Below are 19267 nucleotides of genomic sequence, written 5' to 3'. Positions count from 1 at the left end.
GCGTTATTAAAAATAAATATTATTTTTGCTACAGTGTTGCAATAATATTGTGGAGCTGATTGTTTTTGCAGGTTTCATACTACATACGGAATCTTGTTTAAATTTTCATATAAGGAAAGCTATCCGAAATTGAAATGATCAAATATGAATAAATGACTGATTTAAAAATAACATTTTTAGTAGCAAAGCATGAGTTTAGGGAATTTCTTGAAAATGGACTTAAAGTATCCGTACTGTTTTACATTCTTATTTTACTCGGAGTTTGGGCCAGCAATTATGCACAGCTCAATGCGACATCAATTAAAAATAATCAGGCTAAAGAAATTATAGACCGGGAATGGAAAGACCAAAATCGCAATAACCATAGTGCGGCACATTGGGGAACTTTTCTTTTCAAACCTGTGAGTTATCTTTCTCTCCTGGAATCAGGAACAAGCATTTATTCCGAAAATTATTACAGAGTCGAAGCACACAAGCGCCCACAAATACATTCTTACAGGTTGCCGGATCTTGAAGCTTTTATGAGGAGACCTGATCTGAATACTGCATTTTTTTTCCAGTGGCTCATGCCATTATTTATTATTGGTTTGGGATTTTCATCAATCTCTTCTGAAAGGGAAAAAGGTTTTTTGAAATTACTGTCCGTACAGGGAGCCTCTTTTGGACAGCTGATCACAGGGAAGTTTATTGCTCTTTATGCAGCCATCCTGATATTTACAGTTCCTCCCTTTGTGGTGATCACTACAGGATTGTTTTTTGAAAATGAACCTGTTGGTCATTTGGTAAGAGCCATTTGTTGGTTTGGGGTATATGCTGTTTACTTTTTTATTGTATCCGGAGTTGTTCTGTTGATATCTGCACTCAGCCGCTCTTCCTGGTCTTCTTTAATGGGTAGTATTACGTTATGGATACTTTGTGTCCTTCTGGTCCCGAAATTCAGCAGTTCGGCAGCAGACGGTAAATACCCGTTACCCTCTTATCATGAATTTGAGCATAATGTAAAAACAGGATTTGATAGAGGACTTGGTAATGATGGTACTTATACGTCAAGGTCTGAAGCTTATTTGAAAAAACACTTGAGCTGGTTCAATGTCAGCCGGATCGATCAGTTACCAGAAAACATCCATTTTGCACTTGATCTTATACAAGCCGAAGCTTATGAAAATAAAGTGAACCGTTTTTATTCCAAACAGGTTGAAGAAAAGTTTGAGAAGCAACAGCAGTTTATGGAATATATAGGAATCATTAATCCGTTTATTGCCGTACGTCAATTATCTATGGCTTTTGCCGGAACGGATGTATATCATCATATTGATTTTTTTAATCATGCAGAATTGTACAGAAATGATATAATGAACAGGCTTAATAAAAGAGAATTAGGACTTGCTATTTCCAGGAAAGATAAGGGAAGCAATCGCGAGTTCTATCACAGTCTTCCGGATTTTGAATATAAGTATCCATCCGTTGGATCAGTTATAATGCACCATTTAATGCCAATATTATCGTTGATGGTCTGGATCATAGTATTGATTTTGTCCTTTAGGTTTATTATCAAGCATAATTATTTTTTGAGATATGAAGGATAAGATGTTGTTGTTTTTATACGAGTGGAAACATGTTTCACGGCAACCGGCTGTATGGCTGCTGCTATTTTTCTTCTTTGCTATTGGAGGCTATTCGATCTATTCCGGTAATGTACTGACGATAAAAAAAATAAAGGCTATTCAAGAAGCAAAAAAAGAATCGGCCAAAGACTTTCACAATACACTATTAGCTTTTACAGACACTTTAACTGTTGAGAAAAAACAACAGGCAGAAAATGCGGGAAACCCTTATGTAATCGATTACAGATATCCGCGTATTGGTTATGACCAGCCTTATCCACTGGCTGGTCTGGCTACTGGAATAAAAGACATCACTCCAGTTACAGAGAAAGTTAATTATTACACGGATTATGCTTCTGTTGACAGAGAAATGACAAATCCTTCCATACTCTTTGAGGGGCGTTTAGATCTTGTATATGTCAATTTATATTTAATTCCGCTGTTGATTATTGTTTTGGTTTACAATATGATCTCTTCTGAAAAGGAAACAGGAATTAGTACCCTATTAATAGTTCAGGGCGGAACATTAAGGCGTATACTGCTTATAAGACTGCTGACACGTTTAATGATTGTTTTCTTTGCGGCTTTATTAATTAATGCCTTAGGGATATTGCTGTCTCCATCGGGACTTCCATCATTTCAGGATGTATTTCTTTGGTTTTTCTTATTGTTTTCCTATTGTGTGTTTTGGATCTCCCTTTGCTTTGTAATCATTTCAATGGATAGAAACAGTGTATCCAATCTATTCTCGTGTATAGCATTGTGGATTTTCTTTCTGTTTCTATTACCTATTGTTATTAATAAGGTAGCACAGATGAAGCATCCATCGGATCTTAAGCTCCTTGATCTTGAAGAAAAAGACCGGTTAATAAGCGATGAGGTTTGGGCGATGAGACCTAAAATCGTGGTCGATAGCTTCTATAAGAATTTTCCAAGATATAAATCGGCTTATACTCTCTCAGATACACTTAATAATCAAAATGATGCTTTTTTTTCGGGCTATTACTGTATTAAACAGAGACGGATGAAAGCTATTATCGATTCTTTGTGGAAGGGAGATGTACATGCTAACGAAACTGCTCATGATTTAATCAAATATAATCCTGTTCAAAATACAGAACACCTGTTTACTCTTTTAGCAAGAACGAGCCGAGCCGATTATATAGGATATAAACAAGGTATTAAGGATTTTCAGCATGTATGGCAAATTAGTTTTTACGACAAGGTTTTTTCTATGAAAAATGGCAAAAGAATATTGTCTTCATTTTCACCTGAAGAATTGTCTAAGCTGCCTGTATTCAAAACTAAATATCATGAAGTTAAAATATCAGAGTTCGTATATGAAACCGTGATTTTATGGATCATAAGTTGGGTATGTTTTACGGGCGGACTTGTATTAATTAGAAGATTTAAACAATAAATATCGAGAAAATGAGGAGAAATTACGTCTTACTGACAACTGCTTTTTTTGGATCGTTTTCTTTAGTATGTGCGCAGGAAAAGAAAGATTCCATATCTACAAAAAATATTGACGAAGTGCTATTGACTGCTATGCGGCAAATCAAGACAGACAGTCTTTCCGGGAACCTGAAGAGGAATGATAAATTATTGGAAATTCCTCAGAATATTGTAAGCATTAAAAGTAGTTTACTAAATCTTCAGGGAGCATTTGACGTACAGGATGTACTCCGTAACGTGAGTGGTGTCTACATAGGAGATGCTACCGGAGCGGGTAATATCTTTGCAGGAACGTTTAATGCTCAGCTGCGGGGTTTCAATCCTGTAAGTACATTTAGAAACGGATTGCCTTCTTTTGCCGGTGGGCTTTCTCAGGAAGATGTTGCATTGATAGAACAGGTGGATGTCATCAAGGGACCTGCAGGCTTTATTAATTCAATGGGGACCGGTGGTGGATCCTTAAATATTAATACAAAAGCTCCCGGTAAAAGCAGAATTGGTGAAGCTAATGTAACAATTGGACGCTTTGACTTCTATCGGGCTTCTGTTGACCTTGGCAGTCCGGTAAAGGAAAAAGGTTTTTCTTTCCGATTCAATGCAGCTTATGAATCGCAGGGATACTATGCTGATTATGCAAAACGGCGTAAGTTCGTTTTAGCACCTGTTATTCAGTATAATATAAGTAAAAATACCTATTTGCTTGCTGAATGGAATATGATTCAGGGGAGAGCATTGGAGTCAAGCAATTTCATACAGTACGAAACAGAAGCCACAGTTCAAAAGCATCCATGGAATGCAAATTATCAGGGGGATCCGAACCTGCCGACATCTAAGCTTGATGAGCATTACGGGAGATTTGTGATTCATCATCAGTTTAATGATAAATGGAAAATAGTTTCCCAGTCATCTATTAAAAGTACACCATTAGATCAATGGAGCCTTCTGGGAGGAACGGCAAGTTATCATCCACCCATGTTTGATGATGCAGGGAATGCACTCCGCTCCAGTTTCAGGAATAAACAAAAATACCTTACCTATAATACCCAGCTATTTGTAAGTGGAAGTTATAACATAACACCAAATATTATCCATACCGTACTTGCAGGGGTAGATTTTAACAGTAGCAAAAGTGATACTGAGCATATTCAGGGGGCTAATGAATTTGTTTTTAACCGATATCAGCTGAATTATGGCATTAACCGTGATCTCCTGATCCAGCCTGAACCGGATGATCAGATCGATTACACAATGTCGGAAGATAAAACAGTGGGAGCCTATGTATATAACAATTTTAAATTTTGGAACCGACTATTTGTAGATGCAGGTTTTCGGTACAGTAAGAATAAACGGGACCGTTACCTTAAGGGTCCGAGTTCTCCTGCGGGAGAGAGCAATACCTACAGGCATCACGCCTTCAACCCAAGGGTTGGTGTAAGCTATTTAATTCAAAAAGATTTTGCGGCATACTTTTCATATGATCAAAGTTTTGATCCAATGGCAGGAGCAGACCCTCAGGGAAAGGAATGGAAACCTTTGGAAAGCTACAACACAGAGTTAGGGTTAAAAAAAGATTGGTTTAATGGGTTATTGTCAACTTCGGTAAGTGTATATCGGATTATAAGAAATAACTCATTCTCCCAAAATCCTGCTACAGGTTTGCTTACCCAGCTTAATCAGGTTAGGAACAAAGGAATTGAGATTGATGTGATCGGTTCTATTTACCCGAATATCACTTTAACAGCCAACTACTCATATATTAATTCTGTATACTCAAAAGATCCCTATGCATCAGATTTAGTGGGGCAGAGATTTTCAAGTGTTCCAAGACATCAGCTCAATATGTGGGTAATGTATAAATTTCAAAAAGGAGCACTGCGTGGTCTTTCTCTGGCTTTAGGAGAAACGGCTGCCATGGTAAGGGAGACGGATGTACCGGGAGTTCGTATACCGGATTTTATTAAACTGGACGCAAGTATTATGTACCAATATAAGAAATGGTTCATACGTGGAATATTTGATAATCTGGCCAATAAACGATATATAACTGATGGTAATGTAACAAACAGATATAATACTGACTGGACTGCTGTGGTAGGAGAGACGTGGATGTACAAGGAAAGTAATCCGTTCAATTTTAAATTACAGCTAGGGATCAAATTTTAACATTTAAATGCAACTTTGTTGCGATAAAATAAGTATCTTTACAAAAGAGGGAAAGCCGAAACCCTAAACAGTAGGCACAAATTAAAAAAATGTTTTATTATGGAAAACAACAAAAAGATGAAGCTTAACATCGATGATCTTAAGATCGAAAGCTTCGTAACGGCATTAGACAAAGATTTGTCTAAAAAATTACAAGGTGGTTTAGGAATTTCTCCTGCAGGAGATCATGATCACCCGACTCACACTATAAAAACTCAGGACAGACTTCACGTTTGTGGTACTGTTCAGTGTTAATTATAGACTCGAACAATTTAAGGGCTGCTTTATGTAAATAAAGCAGCTTTTTTTATTTTAAGGATTGACCCTGATGAAGAAATTGTTTAAAAGCTCCCTGACCTGTTCCGTTATTTTATTTTTCATTATTTCCTTTTCTCCTTCGGGATAATAGAAATACTCTGTTAGTTCCTCAATACTTAAAGGATTCTTCAAAAGCTGAAGTATTGTTGCAGAAAATGAGTTTAATACAAGATGGAACATCTCCTGATCTGTGCTATACAAAACATTATAGTATTTTCCTGCATCCGAATCTTTATGGTTTTCCTCCTTCCAGTTCCATTTGGATTCGTAAACCTCAATGAAGGGAGTACCGATAAATCGTTTTCCCTGAAGATCACTTTTATCATTTTTTAATAGATCAGCCAATTCCTCTTTCAATATGATTAGTCGCGTTTGAAAGCACAAAGCGCCTTTATGTTTTTTCCTGATTTTGATTTGGGCGGTTTCAAGCTGATGAATGTCTGAAATATATACCCGATCTTTTTTAGGCAGATCTTCAATGATATTCAATAAGGTGTTGCCAAATTCTTCTATGACTTCAGAGTCATAAATAGAGTCCTTAAGCTGTATAATGGTCTTTAGAGCTTTCAGCGTTTTAGGATAATACAAATTAAAAAAAGTTTTTTTGACTTTAAACGCTTTGAGGATTCTCCCTGTTCCAGGTTCATTCACGGGTAATTCCGGGTGAAGAATTGAATTTACGGTTTTCCCTTTTATCATCATAAGTAAAGAAAGTCCAATTCCGGCTGTACCTGTCATAAGTCCTAAATCTTCATTGTTTTGGATTCCCCATGCAGAATGATTGTGCTCTCTGCTTTTGTTTAAACCTTCCAGAACAATTTCAGTGGCAAGGTGCAAAGCTTCTTTATTGGCAAACACCTGATTATACTGCAACAGAAAATCTGAAAGTCCTCCATATCCACTAAAGAGGATGTGATTCCGTTTAGTTCTGGTCATGATATCATTTTTGCATCGTTCAAATACTTTGATACAATCTTTTTTATACACTGGATTACGGGTCCTATTGAATGCCGAAATTCTTGCTGTTCCAATACCACAGGCGCCGTGTGCCCATGCATTGAGATCAAAATCTTCAGGGAGAAAGGTGTTTTTATTCCACTCAAATAGGTCCGGTAATTGATTTTTAGATTCCTCCCATCGTAAGTCCATCCAATTGTTTTTTGAGGAATTATAGTAAAGATCTTCATAGAGGAATGCCTGTTCAGCCATCCAGATAAATTCATCATTATTAAAGTATTTACCCAGCTGCAACAGACAGAAAGCTATACCTGAATTACCATGTGAAAAACCACAAAGTGAATCCATTGAAAGTTGGTTTTTACCCCATTTAATACCCGATTCCGCAACTAATGCCTTTTCCAGAAGGGTATTGATTAGTATGATTATATCATCATATAATTTCTGATCCTGCGTAAAATGATAGAGAGTGCAGACGGTGATTAAAATTCCTGAGATACCAATCAGCAGATCTTCCGTTTCTTCTGAGAGTATTTTGGACCTGTACATTTCATAGAGATCTAAGGCCTGCTGAAGATACAGTTCCTTACCGGTAACCCCGAACAGTTCCAAACCTAAATAAATAGACCCACATATCCCATCATAAAGGCTTGGATTTAAAATTTTATGATGTGTTGAATGGTGATATATTTTTGCAAACGCTCCTTCGGCAGTTAAGAGATATTGTTTTTCGCCATAGTTTTCATAAAGTACAAGAAAAAACCAGGCGATACCTCCCGTTCCATTCCACAGAGAGGGATTGAATGTGAAAGAAAGTTTTCCAGTATCATTGTCATGATAAATCGTATCCCAAAAGAAGCCATTTTCATCTTGCTGTGTCTTGGACAAAAGAAACTCACTTATTTCATTCAATCCTTTCTGAAATTCTTTACGTTCTTTGTTTGTTGTCATAATCCTTTATTAATGGGATGGTTTTCATGATTAAGAAAAGAAGGTAGGATTCTTCAGAATTTACTATTCCCAGCCTGTTATTAGTCATGTGAATAAAGCTAAGTAAAACTTCTTCCAGAGCATTTGATGATAACTGAGCCTGGTTGTATTTACTCCAGATCTTACCGTTCGCTTCAAGAAACTGTTTTATAAAAACATCTGTGGTGGTATCCAGTGAATTCCAGAATTCTGCAAGAGGCTCACATAATAAATCCTGATATGTTTCAAACTGTATCTGAAAAGCTGATCGTATGCTTTTCCTGTTTTGTTCGTATTCGTTAGAATCCTGGGAAAAAGGAACTGGAAGCCAGCTTTGTATAAATTTATCACATAGCTGTTGGCTATAATTTTTAGAAAACCCCATTCCTTTTAAAAATATCATATGAGTTTTGAGGGCGAGAAGATATCTTTCAGATATCGTTAAAGGTTCCTTTGTTACTAAATGATGCAAAACAAACCGTGACGATTCATAAAAATAGCTTTCAGCATATTTGATCGTATCTGCATTTCCATATCGGCCAATTTCAGGAATATATTCAGTTTCTCTCACAACGATTGCTGCTTTATTTATGTGCTCATATACTGAGACGTGGTTGGCTAGCATGGATTTAAAAAGAATAGATTCTTTAGCTGATAAGAACAGGCGTAACCGGATATGATAGCCATTTTCAAAATATCGGATAAAGAAAAATTTCAGTTCTTTTTCCATTGATTGCTGTACATCTTCGATAGATGGATGTACTATTTCTTTCAATATTTGGTCTGCACTTCCACCATAGTATATATAATAAGTATTCCAGGATTTCTGCATCGTTTTTAAAAATTATACCATTGAATTAAATGCTCGGAAACTCTTTCCTGGGAATGGTGTACAGAAGGTAGTACCTCCTCTAGATAAATGTAGGATACAGCCCTGTTTAGAAGTTTTGTAAAAAGGCTGAAAAGCAAAGGTTGCTCGAAACTTATAAATTGAGGTTTGTAATCATCTTTGTTTCCAGCAGTTTTATCGGCTGATTGATTTTCAGGAATGTACGAAGACTGTAAATAAAGAAATGCAGAAGATGGTAATGTGTTTTTTAATAACCATTGGTGAAAGCGGAGAAAGTAAACACTGTTTTTTTCATCTCTGTTTTGTCGGGGAATGGTGGCGAGATCGATCAGCCATCCTTTGCGTCGAAGCACCAGCTTGTCTTCAAACACAATTCGTGGAAATACCTGAATGTCTTCATTTTTAAATTGTTTTGAATAATTTTTGTCGATAACCTGTATCAGTGGATGATAGCTGACATAGATACACGGGTTGAACAGAGACATAAGCTGGTAAAGGTTTGATCTGTTTGTTATTGTTTCCAGGCATAAGTCAAATGCATAGATTTCTTTCTTTAAAATGTTGTCTGTCAAAAAAAGCATATCCTTTTCTGGATTATAGCCCACTGATATCCGGTCTAAACTGATCTGCTGAGACTTTTTCATCTGTGTATTTGACGATGGCATCTTAATCTCATGATCAAGCAAAGGAGGATGGATATTGGCATTAAAACTGGAGTCATCATTGAGCTCAATAAGCAGCTTGTCTGGAAATAAAAGTCTGTTATAATCTCTATGTGCTTTAGAAACTTCAGGATCAAAAAGATGGAGAAACCTACCACTCATTTTACCCATGCCCGGCATGAGTCCATTGACAACCGCTTTGGTGCCTGTTTTGGATTGATGATCAAAAAATTGCAGGAATGCTGAACCGGAGGGAGCTGTTTTCTTTGATACAGGGAGCTGAAACAGGTGCTTCTTTTGAATTTTTATTTCGTCGGACATCTGCCCTTCGTTCTGAAGATCAGCCCAAAAAAGATCAGCCCAGAGATTGCCGTAAGATATTTGTTCTTCCCCTGTTTCGAATTCATTTTTGTGACGATAATATTCATGGTAAAAAGTAACCAGAGGAATTTTTTGATGATCGCCATAACTGGAGATAAAGAAGTTTTTAATATTGTTTTTCTCCTTAGCCCTGATATCAAAAGCGGTCAGTCGATTGACAAGATCAGATAGTAATTTTCCAAGTTCATTAATGGTATTTTCTTTAGCTGTATGAAGCTGGTCGGTATAAGTATCTTCATAAATGAATCCTTCCTGGCGGTAGTCAACCGGGATATAAGGAATTTTTTCAAATCCTTCCCCATTTCTATATTGTGCAAGGATATTTTCAAGCAAGTCCTTAATTTCTTCTTTCGGCAGTTTTACAATACCTGCCTGATTTTCAAGACCTGAAATAGTGGTATCAAAGATCTTTGAGATCTTTTTCAAAATAATCTCCCGCTGAGAAATCTTTGCAGATGCAAATTCATTTTTTGCCTGTTGAAGGTGAGAAACCATTTCGTAGAGCTGTTGTGCAGATTCATTGTTTTTTTCGTGCTGTCCCAGAAATGTTAAAAGGTGGCTGTCCCAGTCAGGATCAATCTCAGAACACTCTAAAGTGAGTTCTAAAAATCCTGAATCCACCAATTTTAATACATAATGTCGTAATTCTGAAAAATCGGCCTCAATGTGGTTTGAAAGAAGTTCAATGAATGATGATAATGAGATACTTTCCTCCGAATTGTTGATCAGTTCTTTAATATATTGATTCACACCCGAGGCCTGAATTTCCTGAAAGACTTCAATGTTTGCACAATTGAGCAGAAAACTGAATCGGCCGTCGTTCTCACTTACACTACTGTTGATATTCACGACCAACAGACCTTGTAGTTCAGGATGGCACTCCATCAACTTTTTTATACGTTTCAAAAGTTTATTGTTAAGTCGTATTTTAGAATCAGGGATTTTCGAAAGGGCGGAAACACCTGTCTGATCAGCAGCGTCCATTTGGGTAAGGCCTAAATAGGTGAACGTGCTGAAAGGGGATGTTTTATACGTCATCCGGGTTAGGTAGCGCAGTACACTGAATTCAATTCTTTCGGTGTCTTTATTTAAAGATTTCACATCAGCATTTTCAAAACTTTCCAATTGTTCATATAAATCTTTGCTTGAAAGTAAAACTCCATTTTTAAGCGGATATAGCCCAGTAAGCTTTTGAATATTCTTTCGGTGTGCGAATAGGTGATCATTGAAATCCTTTTCCCAGGATTGTTCGTATTCTTTATGCTTTTCCACGGCGATTAACCACTCTTTCCAGGAATCTTCGATTATATTAAAAGTGTCCGAAGGTATTTTTTGTGCCATCGATTTCGCATTTTGCCGACCGTTATACACTGCGCGCTTAAGGTTTAATAGAAGCTTTCGTTCATGGTCGTCAGCAGATTGTTCAATTAGGGTGTAAAGCGAACTGCACAACTTTTCGTTACAATTCTTTTTGTACTCTGCTGCCATTTGCCATTGATTAAGCTGGCCTTCAATTTCAGGAATGATTAAAGCATTTAAACTTTGGACGGGCAATGCAGCAAACCGTGTAAAAATATAAGGTAAATTAGTAAAGCTCATTTTGCAAAATTTATTTTCCGAGTTCCAGTTGATTTTTAACTAAGTGATAATAAGCCCCTTTTGACATTGTTAATGCTTCGTGAGTGCCCTGTTCAACAATGTTTCCATGGTCCAGTACGATAATATTATCTGCATGAACAACAGTGCTCAGTCTGTGAGCAACAATAACGACCGTTCTGCCAAGAAAAAAAGTGTTCAGGTTTTCAACGATAAGTTTTTCATTATTGGCATCAAGAGAATTGGTGGCTTCATCGAGAAATATATAATCAGGTTGACGGTAAATCAGCCGGGCGATAAGCAGGCGTTGCTTCTGTCCTTCGCTGAGTCCAATTCCTTCGCTGCCAATCTGGGTTTCATAAGAGAGGGGGAGGCTTTCAATAAAATCCTGCATGTTCACCATTTTACAGGCATTTTTTACCCGATAGAGATCTTTTTCAGGGCTTCCGACCCAGATGTTGCCAGCGATACTGTCTGTGAATAGAAAAGAATCCTGCATAACAGCTCCGCACTGTCTTCGTAAGCTTTTTGCATTAATCAGTTTCAGATCTTGTCCGGCAAAAGTGATGATTCCCTGGGTGGTATTGAAAAATTTAAGAAGTAACTTTAAAAGTGTTGTTTTTCCACTTCCACTCATCCCTACGATAGCGGTTACTTTTCCTGCAGGAATCGTTAAAGAGATATTATGCAGAACATCAGGGGATAATTTTCCATACCGGAAGCTGACATCAAGCAGTTCTATTGAACCAGAGTTTCCTTTGGGCAGAGTCAGGGTTGAATGGGCATCTTCCGTTTCTTCATATTCTACTTCAGAAATCCGTTGCAGACTGAATTTCGCAGTCTGCATGGAACGGATGAAATCTGACAGTTGGTTTACAGTACCGTTCAATGAACCATACATATATGTAATGGCAAGCATTGCACCGAGTGTTAAATGTCCGTTGATTACTAAAGAAGCGGTTAAAAAAGTAGTCAATACCCCTGTTGTTTCATTGATGAAAAGTGCTACGCCTTGTATACGCTGGTCCAGTTTTAGATTTTCCATTTTTACTGCATAGGTCTCCTCCTGCATCGTTTTCCAAAGCTGGTTTTTTTCTTCTTCTGCTCCGGTCAGTCTTATTTCTGCCATGGCTTCGAATGTTTCTATCTGATGGCGTTGGGCATTGGAAAGCAAGCTGAAAGTTCGCTGATCCAGGCGTCTTCTTTTCTCTTCAAAAAGATGCGTCCAAAGAACACTTATCATACTTGCAGCAAGAAATAGAAGAAAGAGCTTCCAGTCATAGTAGCATAAAAGTCCGCCATTTACGATGAGAATTATAAGAGAGAGTCCGGCGCTTACGCAGTTTTTTGTAAGGAATTCCTCTACACGTTGATTGTCATAAATTCGCTGTAAATTGTCACCACTGCTTCTGTATTCGAAAAAAGAGAGCCTTAACTGCATAAGCTTATCCACAAACTCATAAACCAGTTTTATGCTTATGTTCATTCCCAGTTTGAAAAGGATCCGGCTGCGAAAAAAGTCAGTTAAAATCCGGCCTGTAAATAGAATGAGCTGCCCTGCACAGATTAAAGATAATATTCCAATATCTTTTTTTGAAATGGCTTTGTCTACAACTGCCTGTGTCAGTAATGGGATTGCTAATGTTAAAAGGGTAGCGGCCAAAAGAGCTGTCATAACAAAGTAAATACGCTTACGTTGATCGCTGATCCGTTTTAATAAAGAAAATAAACTGATTGAAGGATCTGGTTGATCTTCTATTTCGTTAAAAGATTCTGTCTGTTCAATAAATATTGCAATGCCTTTATTTTCATGCCCTGATATGGTCCAGTGTTCCATAAAGTCATTGATCGTATAACGCATATTCTTGCCAAGGGCAGGATTACCGACATAGGCATGTTTTTCTGTAAGATTCCATAAAACGACAAAGTGATTATGGTCCCAATGGAGTATGCAGGGTAGTGGTGCTTTTTCAAGTAAGACCTCCTGAGTTAATTCAGCGGCTAATGTTTTAAGCTTAAGTTTTTCAGCGGCATATTTTAAACCAGAAACAGAGGTTCCCTGACTGCGGACATCACAGATATCACGCAGATGATTGAGTGATAATTCTTTTCCATAATAGGAGGCAATCATTTTGAGACAGGTAGGTCCACAGTCCATGGTGTCTAATTGCCGGAAAAATGGATAGTGGTTTCTTCTAAATAATATAGTCTTCATCAAAGGTGTTTCTTTAAACCATTTTCGTTCATTAACTTTCTTCAGTACGTTTTTTAAAATTTGATAAATATTTCTAAAAGTTATATTTATTGATAGTGCAATGATTAATTTTGTTAATGCAATAATGTTGCAATATATAAAAATAATATTATATAGCTTTGCTTCTAAGATTAATTTTGAAGATTTATAAGAAAGAGTAGACTACTACCTGTGGGGTGAGTTATTTTTTTAGGGCAGAAAAATAACAAATCTGTATTTCCTGCGACTCATCAGTTAAAATTATTATACTATGGCATATTTAGGCATTATTATTTTTATTGGGCTTGTGACTTTATTTGCGTCCTTCTTTACGGTAAAGCAGGAGACTGCAGCAATTGTAGAACGTTTGGGTAAGTTTCATTCTGTCCGTCATGCAGGGTTGCAACTGAAAATACCTTATTTAGATAAGATCTCTAAAAGAATGAATCTAAGGATTCAGCAGTTAGATGTAATGATTGATACAAAAACACTGGATAATGTTTTTGTAAAAATGAAAATATCGGTACAGTTTCAGGTGATCAGAACGCAGGTTGCTGATGCTTTTTACCGTCTGGAAAGTCCTCATGATCAAATTACCTCTTATGTTTTTGATGTGGTAAGAGCTGAGGTTCCAAAACTGAAACTTGATGATGTTTTCTTAAAAAAAGATGATATTGCAGTGGCTGTAAAAGCAGAACTTCAGGAAGCAATGCAAAGCTATGGATATGACATCATTAAAGCCTTGGTAACAGATATCGATCCTGATGAACAGGTAAAGCATGCCATGAATAGGATCAATGCTGCTGAAAGAGAAAAAACAGCTGCAGAATATGAATCTGAAGCACAAAGGATACGAATCGTTGCTGTAGCTAAAGCGGAAGCTGAATCTAAAAAGCTACAAGGACAAGGGATTGCCGATCAGAGAAGAGAAATTGCTAAAGGTCTTGAAGAGTCGGTAAGGATGTTGAATAATGTAGATATCAACTCTCATGAAGCTTCAGCCCTTATTGTGGTTACGCAACATTATGATACCCTTCATTCTGTGGGAGCCAGCAGCAGAAGTAATCTTGTATTGCTTCCTAATTCACCTACTGCAGCAAGCGGAATGCTTAATGATCTTGTAGTTGCAATGACTACTGCCAACACAGTTGGAGAAGCAACGAAAGGAAAATATCCTGAGCCTCCAAAAGATCACGAACACTAAGATCAGCAGATCTTTATATAAATTAAAATAGCCTCCTTATTTCGGGAGGCTATTTTTTATTTTAATACACGTATTATTTCTTTGTTTTTGAAACCTGACTGATCAAAGTATATTTGATAGAAGAACCATCAGCAGGTGGGTTCGCAATTTTTTCAGTTTTTACTTTTAAAACATATTCATAACCCGGCTCGTATGTAAATCCTTCGATATTGCTGTAGAAATTAGTCCAATTTTCCGAAGCATTTTCCTTTACCTGAAGACATTTCATGGGTGCTACTCCTGTACAATCAGCAGTCTGAGGGCCTACGATAAAAGTTTTTTCATCTCCTTTAGAAATTTTCGTTGTTGTGCATTGCGTTAATACTGCTATTGCCAGCAATGGAAAAGCTCCTTTCAGGATCGTCATCATATTTTTCATAAATCTAAATTTAAAACTTACCTGACAATTACTGTGCCGAAAGCATGTTGAACATCGTCGTTGTTCTACTCTTGTTTTTTATGTATTTATTATTTAATTTCAACCTCCTTAATTATTTCAACCAAAACACATAAAATAGCAAATAATAATATGGATAATCAAATGCAAATTGAAAATTACAAAATTCAAAAACCTGAATCATGGGCAGGAAGTGTGGATGATCAGCAGCTTATTGAAAAGATTAAAGAGTCTGATTTCTCCAATATGCAGATCAACGAGGGGAGGGATTATTGCTATTTTCTGGATAAGATCTATTATACAAGTAATGCAGAAAGCAATGAATATGTGTGCATGGCTTATACGTTAAATGAGCCTTCCAACCTGGAGAGAGCTTCGGTAATGGATGTGGTGGTTGAGGAAAATGAAGTTTATAATATTCATAGGATCAGTGTTTTGAGAGAAGGTGTTTTAATAGATAAAATACCGGATATGAAAATAAAGGTTTTAGATAGTGAAAATCAAAGCAGTGGTGGGATTTTAAGCAGTAATAAAAAGATCAATATTACTATTAAAGACCTTCGGTTGTATGATATTCTCATTCTGGAGGACTCCAGAGTAAAAGCTTTTACAGACCGGGATTTTCTGAGAAAGGAATTTTCTAAATATGTTTGGGTAAGCCCGGATAATTATTGGGCCTATGGAAGCTATCAGTTCACTTTCGTTAATGAACGTGAAGAGCCCGTTGCTTATAAAAAAGTATTTTTCAGAGATGAGCAGGGTAATGTCTTAGAGCCTGAAATTCATCATTTGAAGAAAGGAGAACGGTTCAGAATTGAGGAGGAAAATTATATCAATCCCGTAGATGCAAGTCGTGAGATCTTTCCATTTATTGATTTTGCTACAGAAAGTAACTGGAAAGACCTTTCCAACTATATCGCTCCCATCTACGAAGAGATTTATAATAAATCTTCATTAAAAGATTTCGCGCCAAAACTTATTGAAAAGCTGGATGCGATTACCAATCAGGATGAAAAGCTTCAGTTTGCAATTGAATACGTTCAGAATAACATTTATTACATCTTCAATGCAGATGAAATGAATGGTCATAAGCCACAGGAGCCTGCAATAACGTATGAGAATAAACAAGGAGATTGTAAGGCTAAATGCGTTCTGTTAAAAGTTATTTTAGATTTTATAGGAGTTGATTCTTCTGTTGTTTTGGTCAATTATCATACGGATTATTACATCAAATATTATCTTCCTTCTCTGCTTTCATTCAACCATGTTGTCGTAAAGATCAATTACAAAAATGAAGAATACTTTATAGATGCTACGATTCGTGATGAATTTGGATTGCTTGAAAACAGAGGATTTATTTATTTCATGCATTATCTGGAGGTAAAACATGGGCAGGAACTGGAACAGAGAAAGCCGTTCCGCTATCCTTATTATTGCATTGATGAAAAAGTTGAGTTTAATGCGAAAGAAAAAACTGGAACGTTAAAGCTAACAACCACCTATAAAGGTAATCGTGCGAATGCAATGAGAAGGTATTTTAAAAATACCAACAAAAGAGAAATTGTCGATAGCTGGAATAATTTCCTATTCTATAGCTTGAATTATTCCAATGACAGAAACGGAACGGATGTTAGAAATATCTTCAAAGATACCTCGATAGATATTGTAAGTGATGATAAAAAACTGAATGAGGTCAGAATTGAATATCATGCTACAGTTGAAAACCCTTATTATATAGATTCTCAGAACAATCGTTTTTTAATGTACTTCGACCGTAATGTGATCAAGGCAAGTGCCCGGGATTTTCTTCATAAGGATTTGCCTTTCTGGCATAATTTCGATACGGAGAAATATGAGATCAACCTGTATACTGATCAGAAAATAGATACGGAAGAAAAATATACAATTCAGGAAAGTACCATCAATAATCCATATTTTGATTATACAAGCCGAAAAAAGATCGCAAAAAACGGAGCAACAGTCTTTATTGATTATAAACCTTTAGTGAATCTGGAAATCCCTCAGGATGAGTTTGAAGCTTTCAGAACTGCACATCATACGGTGGCGGATAGTAACTTTGGGCTTGGAGTTGATATTATTGAACCAGGGTTGATGAATAGATTGAAATTCAATTTTAAAAAGAGATTTAAATAAGTTGAAAGGTTAAAGTTGAAAATTGAAAGTTAAGAATCGGCGGGTTTTGCAAAGCAAAACCCGCCGATTCTCTCTAATATAATGCTAGAGATTACTGTTTTTCTTGAGAGATCCGAAAATAAAAAATCCCCGGACTAGCTGGGGATTTTTTTATTTTATGTTGTTTTTATTACTTCTTAATGAATTTAATATTTTCAGATATTTTATCATTATTGATCGTGATAATATAAGTTCCTTTAGCCAGTTCAGATACTCGAACCTGATTATTGCTTATTTCTCCTTTTTTAACAATTTGTCCTACCATATTATGGATTTCAAATTGTGTTTTTCCCGAGATGTTCACAATATTAAGAATGTCATTCACAGGGTTAGGGTGTATACCGAATGTAGGAGTTTTAGTGTTTTCACTGGTTCCTAAATTGTTTTGAGTGGTGAATGCCTTTGTTCCATAATAACCAAAATCATCACTGGCATGGTATATTACCTGTCCTGTGCTTGTAGACAAATCTACATATCCACCATCACTTAAACCATCGCCGTAATCATCAGAGATCGTAAATACATAACAGTCCAGAGGTAGTGTCCATGTTTGGTTGATCAAAGAAGGGTTTGGTTGCCCTGCAGGAGTATTAGAGTAATATCCGGATTTAACAATCTGTCCTGCACTATTTTTTAAATTCCATCTTGTTTCTCTGCCATATCTGTCTCTTAATAATTTGAAAGTCACAGTAGTTGTAGCAAAATATTCAGGAGCTACAGGTTTTACATAATTACCTGTAGAAACGTTATTTGTAGCTCTTTGATCGGTAGCTCCATTAGCGGAAACAATAGAAACAGAAACTGGGGAAGAGGCTACTGTATTAGCTACAGGAATAAGGATTACACTGGATTTATCCTGAGCTAAATTACCGGTCCAGTTATAATTTTGAACTGCCCCGCCATTAAATGAATAAGAAACAATAGCAGATGTTAAATTGCTTGTTCCTCTGTTATAGATAACAAGGCGTAATACACCCGCTCCACAATTAGTAACACCAATTGAACACCCTCCGTCAAATTTTATTTCAGCATCATTTGGAAATAATGGTATGGCCTGATCAGTAGTCGATGTTTTCAGCTCCATTCTTCTTGGAGAATTATCCATTACCGCTCTGATTCTTGTTTTCTGGTCATTGGTGTAGATATTCATACACGTATCATTGGTATAATCCATATAGTTTTGTACCATTTCAAACACTGCCGGGTCATCACAGCTTGGAATAGCAGGATCACAGGTATAGTTTTCACCATGTGCTGTTGGAGTGTCTGCACAGTAATCTGTACCACATGCTGAATCTCCCCAGATATGTCTTAATCCCACAAAATGTCCCACTTCATGAGTCATTGTTCTCCCTCTGTCATAACCAGGTTGCATAAGAAATGTTCCGTCGTTATAGTCCATGCTTCCAAAAGTGCTAAAGCCAGCAACCACACCATCTGTATTGGCTAACCCTCCATTTGCATTTAATCCTGGAAGGCCGGAATTGGAAGGAAACTGAGCATATCCTAAAAGCCCGTTTCTTGCAAAATCAACACTCCACATATTCATGTATTTAGTGGGATCCCAAATAGTTTGGGGTTTTACAATGCTGTTGATATGATCATTGCTCCAGTAATCCTGACAAAGATTTTTTCTGTCGATACCATTGGTCGGGTTTCCGTTAGGATCTACTTTAGCAAGTACAAATTGTATCTCAGTATCAGCTCCGACAAGACTGGAGTTAAACCCAGGAGTATTGGCTAATTTTCTGAAGTCATTATTCATAACAGTGATCTGGGACATGACCTGTGCATCAGGAATATTAGGAGCGACTCCAATATTCTGTCCACTATGAATCACGTGTACTACTACCGGTATGGTGATTACGTTTCCATTCTGCGATTTATTCAGTTTGGCGTTTTCAATTAAGGGGGCTAACCAGGATTCAAATTGTTCCGTTGTTGATCTTCCCGGAAATTTTGCTTTTAAAGCATCTTCATATTCATTGGTTGCACATCTTTCAACACCACGTGGATCTGTATTTCCGGCTGCTGATTGTTTTGAAAATTTAAAACCTCCTTTTGTTTGGGCATTTGTTAATCCAATGCTACCAAGGATTAAAATTGTTAAAGGAAGTTTTGAAATAATAGATTTCGTCATTTTTACATTATTTTTTTATACATTAGCAAATATATATTATTTGTTTAAAAATAAAGTATAAAAC

12 protein-coding genes are annotated in these 19267 nt (G+C 36.7%); 6 read left to right on the top strand and 6 right to left on the bottom strand.

What is annotated here, in order from left to right:
- Positions 1 to 152 precede the first annotated feature (152 nt).
- The 4 genes from CEY12_RS06470 to CEY12_RS06455 all read left to right on the top strand — a co-directional run bounded on the left by CEY12_RS06470 (position 153) and on the right by CEY12_RS06455 (position 5519).
- Positions 153 to 1586, top strand: coding sequence for a DUF3526 domain-containing protein (locus CEY12_RS06470; protein WP_089026914.1), 1434 nt, complete (start codon positions 153 to 155; stop codon positions 1584 to 1586).
- Positions 1576 to 3024, top strand: a complete 1449-nt coding sequence (locus CEY12_RS06465; protein ID WP_089026913.1) for an ABC transporter permease subunit — start codon at positions 1576 to 1578, stop codon at positions 3022 to 3024. Before CEY12_RS06470 ends, CEY12_RS06465 begins: the two co-directional genes overlap by 11 nt.
- An 11-nt stretch (positions 3025 to 3035) precedes the next feature.
- Positions 3036 to 5225 carry a TonB-dependent siderophore receptor gene (locus CEY12_RS06460; RefSeq protein WP_089026912.1) on the top strand — a complete coding sequence of 730 codons (2190 nt, stop codon included), beginning with the start codon at positions 3036 to 3038 and terminating at the stop codon, positions 5223 to 5225.
- A 99-nt stretch (positions 5226 to 5324) separates the two neighbouring features.
- The gene (locus CEY12_RS06455; RefSeq protein ID WP_089026911.1) at positions 5325 to 5519 is read left to right on the top strand and encodes a pinensin family lanthipeptide; all 195 of its coding nucleotides are present in this window, start codon (positions 5325 to 5327) and stop codon (positions 5517 to 5519) included.
- Between the two features lie 57 nt (positions 5520 to 5576).
- Here the strand turns inward: CEY12_RS06455 and CEY12_RS06450 are convergent, their stop codons facing one another.
- The 4 genes from CEY12_RS06450 to CEY12_RS06435 are packed head-to-tail and all read right to left on the bottom strand — an operon-like array spanning position 5577 to position 13212.
- Complete coding sequence (locus tag CEY12_RS06450; protein ID WP_089026910.1) at positions 5577 to 7490, bottom strand: lanthionine synthetase LanC family protein; 1914 nt, start codon at positions 7488 to 7490, stop codon at positions 5577 to 5579.
- Entirely contained in the window at positions 7468 to 8340 is an 873-nt protein-coding gene (locus CEY12_RS06445) for a thiopeptide-type bacteriocin biosynthesis protein (protein ID WP_089026909.1), read from the bottom strand. The genes CEY12_RS06450 and CEY12_RS06445 overlap by 23 nt, the downstream gene beginning before the upstream one ends.
- 5 nt (positions 8341 to 8345) lie before the next feature.
- Positions 8346 to 11000, bottom strand: a complete 2655-nt coding sequence (locus tag CEY12_RS06440) for a lantibiotic dehydratase (protein ID WP_089026908.1) — start codon at positions 10998 to 11000, stop codon at positions 8346 to 8348.
- 10 nt (positions 11001 to 11010) lie between these two features.
- Complete coding sequence (locus CEY12_RS06435) at positions 11011 to 13212, bottom strand: peptidase domain-containing ABC transporter (RefSeq protein ID WP_089026907.1); 2202 nt, start codon at positions 13210 to 13212, stop codon at positions 11011 to 11013.
- Positions 13213 to 13501: 289 nt separating this feature from the next.
- On the opposite strand from CEY12_RS06435, the gene CEY12_RS06430 reads away from it, so the two are divergent.
- Positions 13502 to 14434: an SPFH domain-containing protein gene (locus CEY12_RS06430; protein WP_089026906.1), complete on the top strand. Its 933-nt coding sequence runs from the start codon at positions 13502 to 13504 to the stop codon at positions 14432 to 14434.
- Between the two features lie 73 nt (positions 14435 to 14507).
- Here the strand turns inward: CEY12_RS06430 and CEY12_RS06425 are convergent, their stop codons facing one another.
- Complete coding sequence (locus CEY12_RS06425) at positions 14508 to 14852, bottom strand: DUF4377 domain-containing protein (protein ID WP_089026905.1); 345 nt, start codon at positions 14850 to 14852, stop codon at positions 14508 to 14510.
- Between the two features lie 150 nt (positions 14853 to 15002).
- On the opposite strand from CEY12_RS06425, the gene CEY12_RS06420 reads away from it, so the two are divergent.
- Positions 15003 to 17024 (top strand): hypothetical protein, encoded by a 2022-nt coding sequence (locus CEY12_RS06420; RefSeq protein WP_089026904.1) that lies wholly within the window; start codon positions 15003 to 15005, stop codon positions 17022 to 17024.
- 169 nt (positions 17025 to 17193) lie between these two features.
- Here the strand turns inward: CEY12_RS06420 and CEY12_RS06415 are convergent, their stop codons facing one another.
- Positions 17194 to 19203, bottom strand: a complete 2010-nt coding sequence (locus tag CEY12_RS06415) for a M43 family zinc metalloprotease (RefSeq protein WP_089026903.1) — start codon at positions 19201 to 19203, stop codon at positions 17194 to 17196.
- Between the last annotated feature and the right edge of the window lie 64 nt (positions 19204 to 19267).

It is taken from the genome of Chryseobacterium sp. T16E-39, from assembly GCF_002216065.1.
Taxonomy (GTDB): Bacteria; Bacteroidota; Bacteroidia; order Flavobacteriales; family Weeksellaceae; genus Chryseobacterium.
The sequence above is the reverse complement of the archived record's forward strand: the minus strand, read 5'-3'. Positions and strand labels throughout refer to the sequence as shown.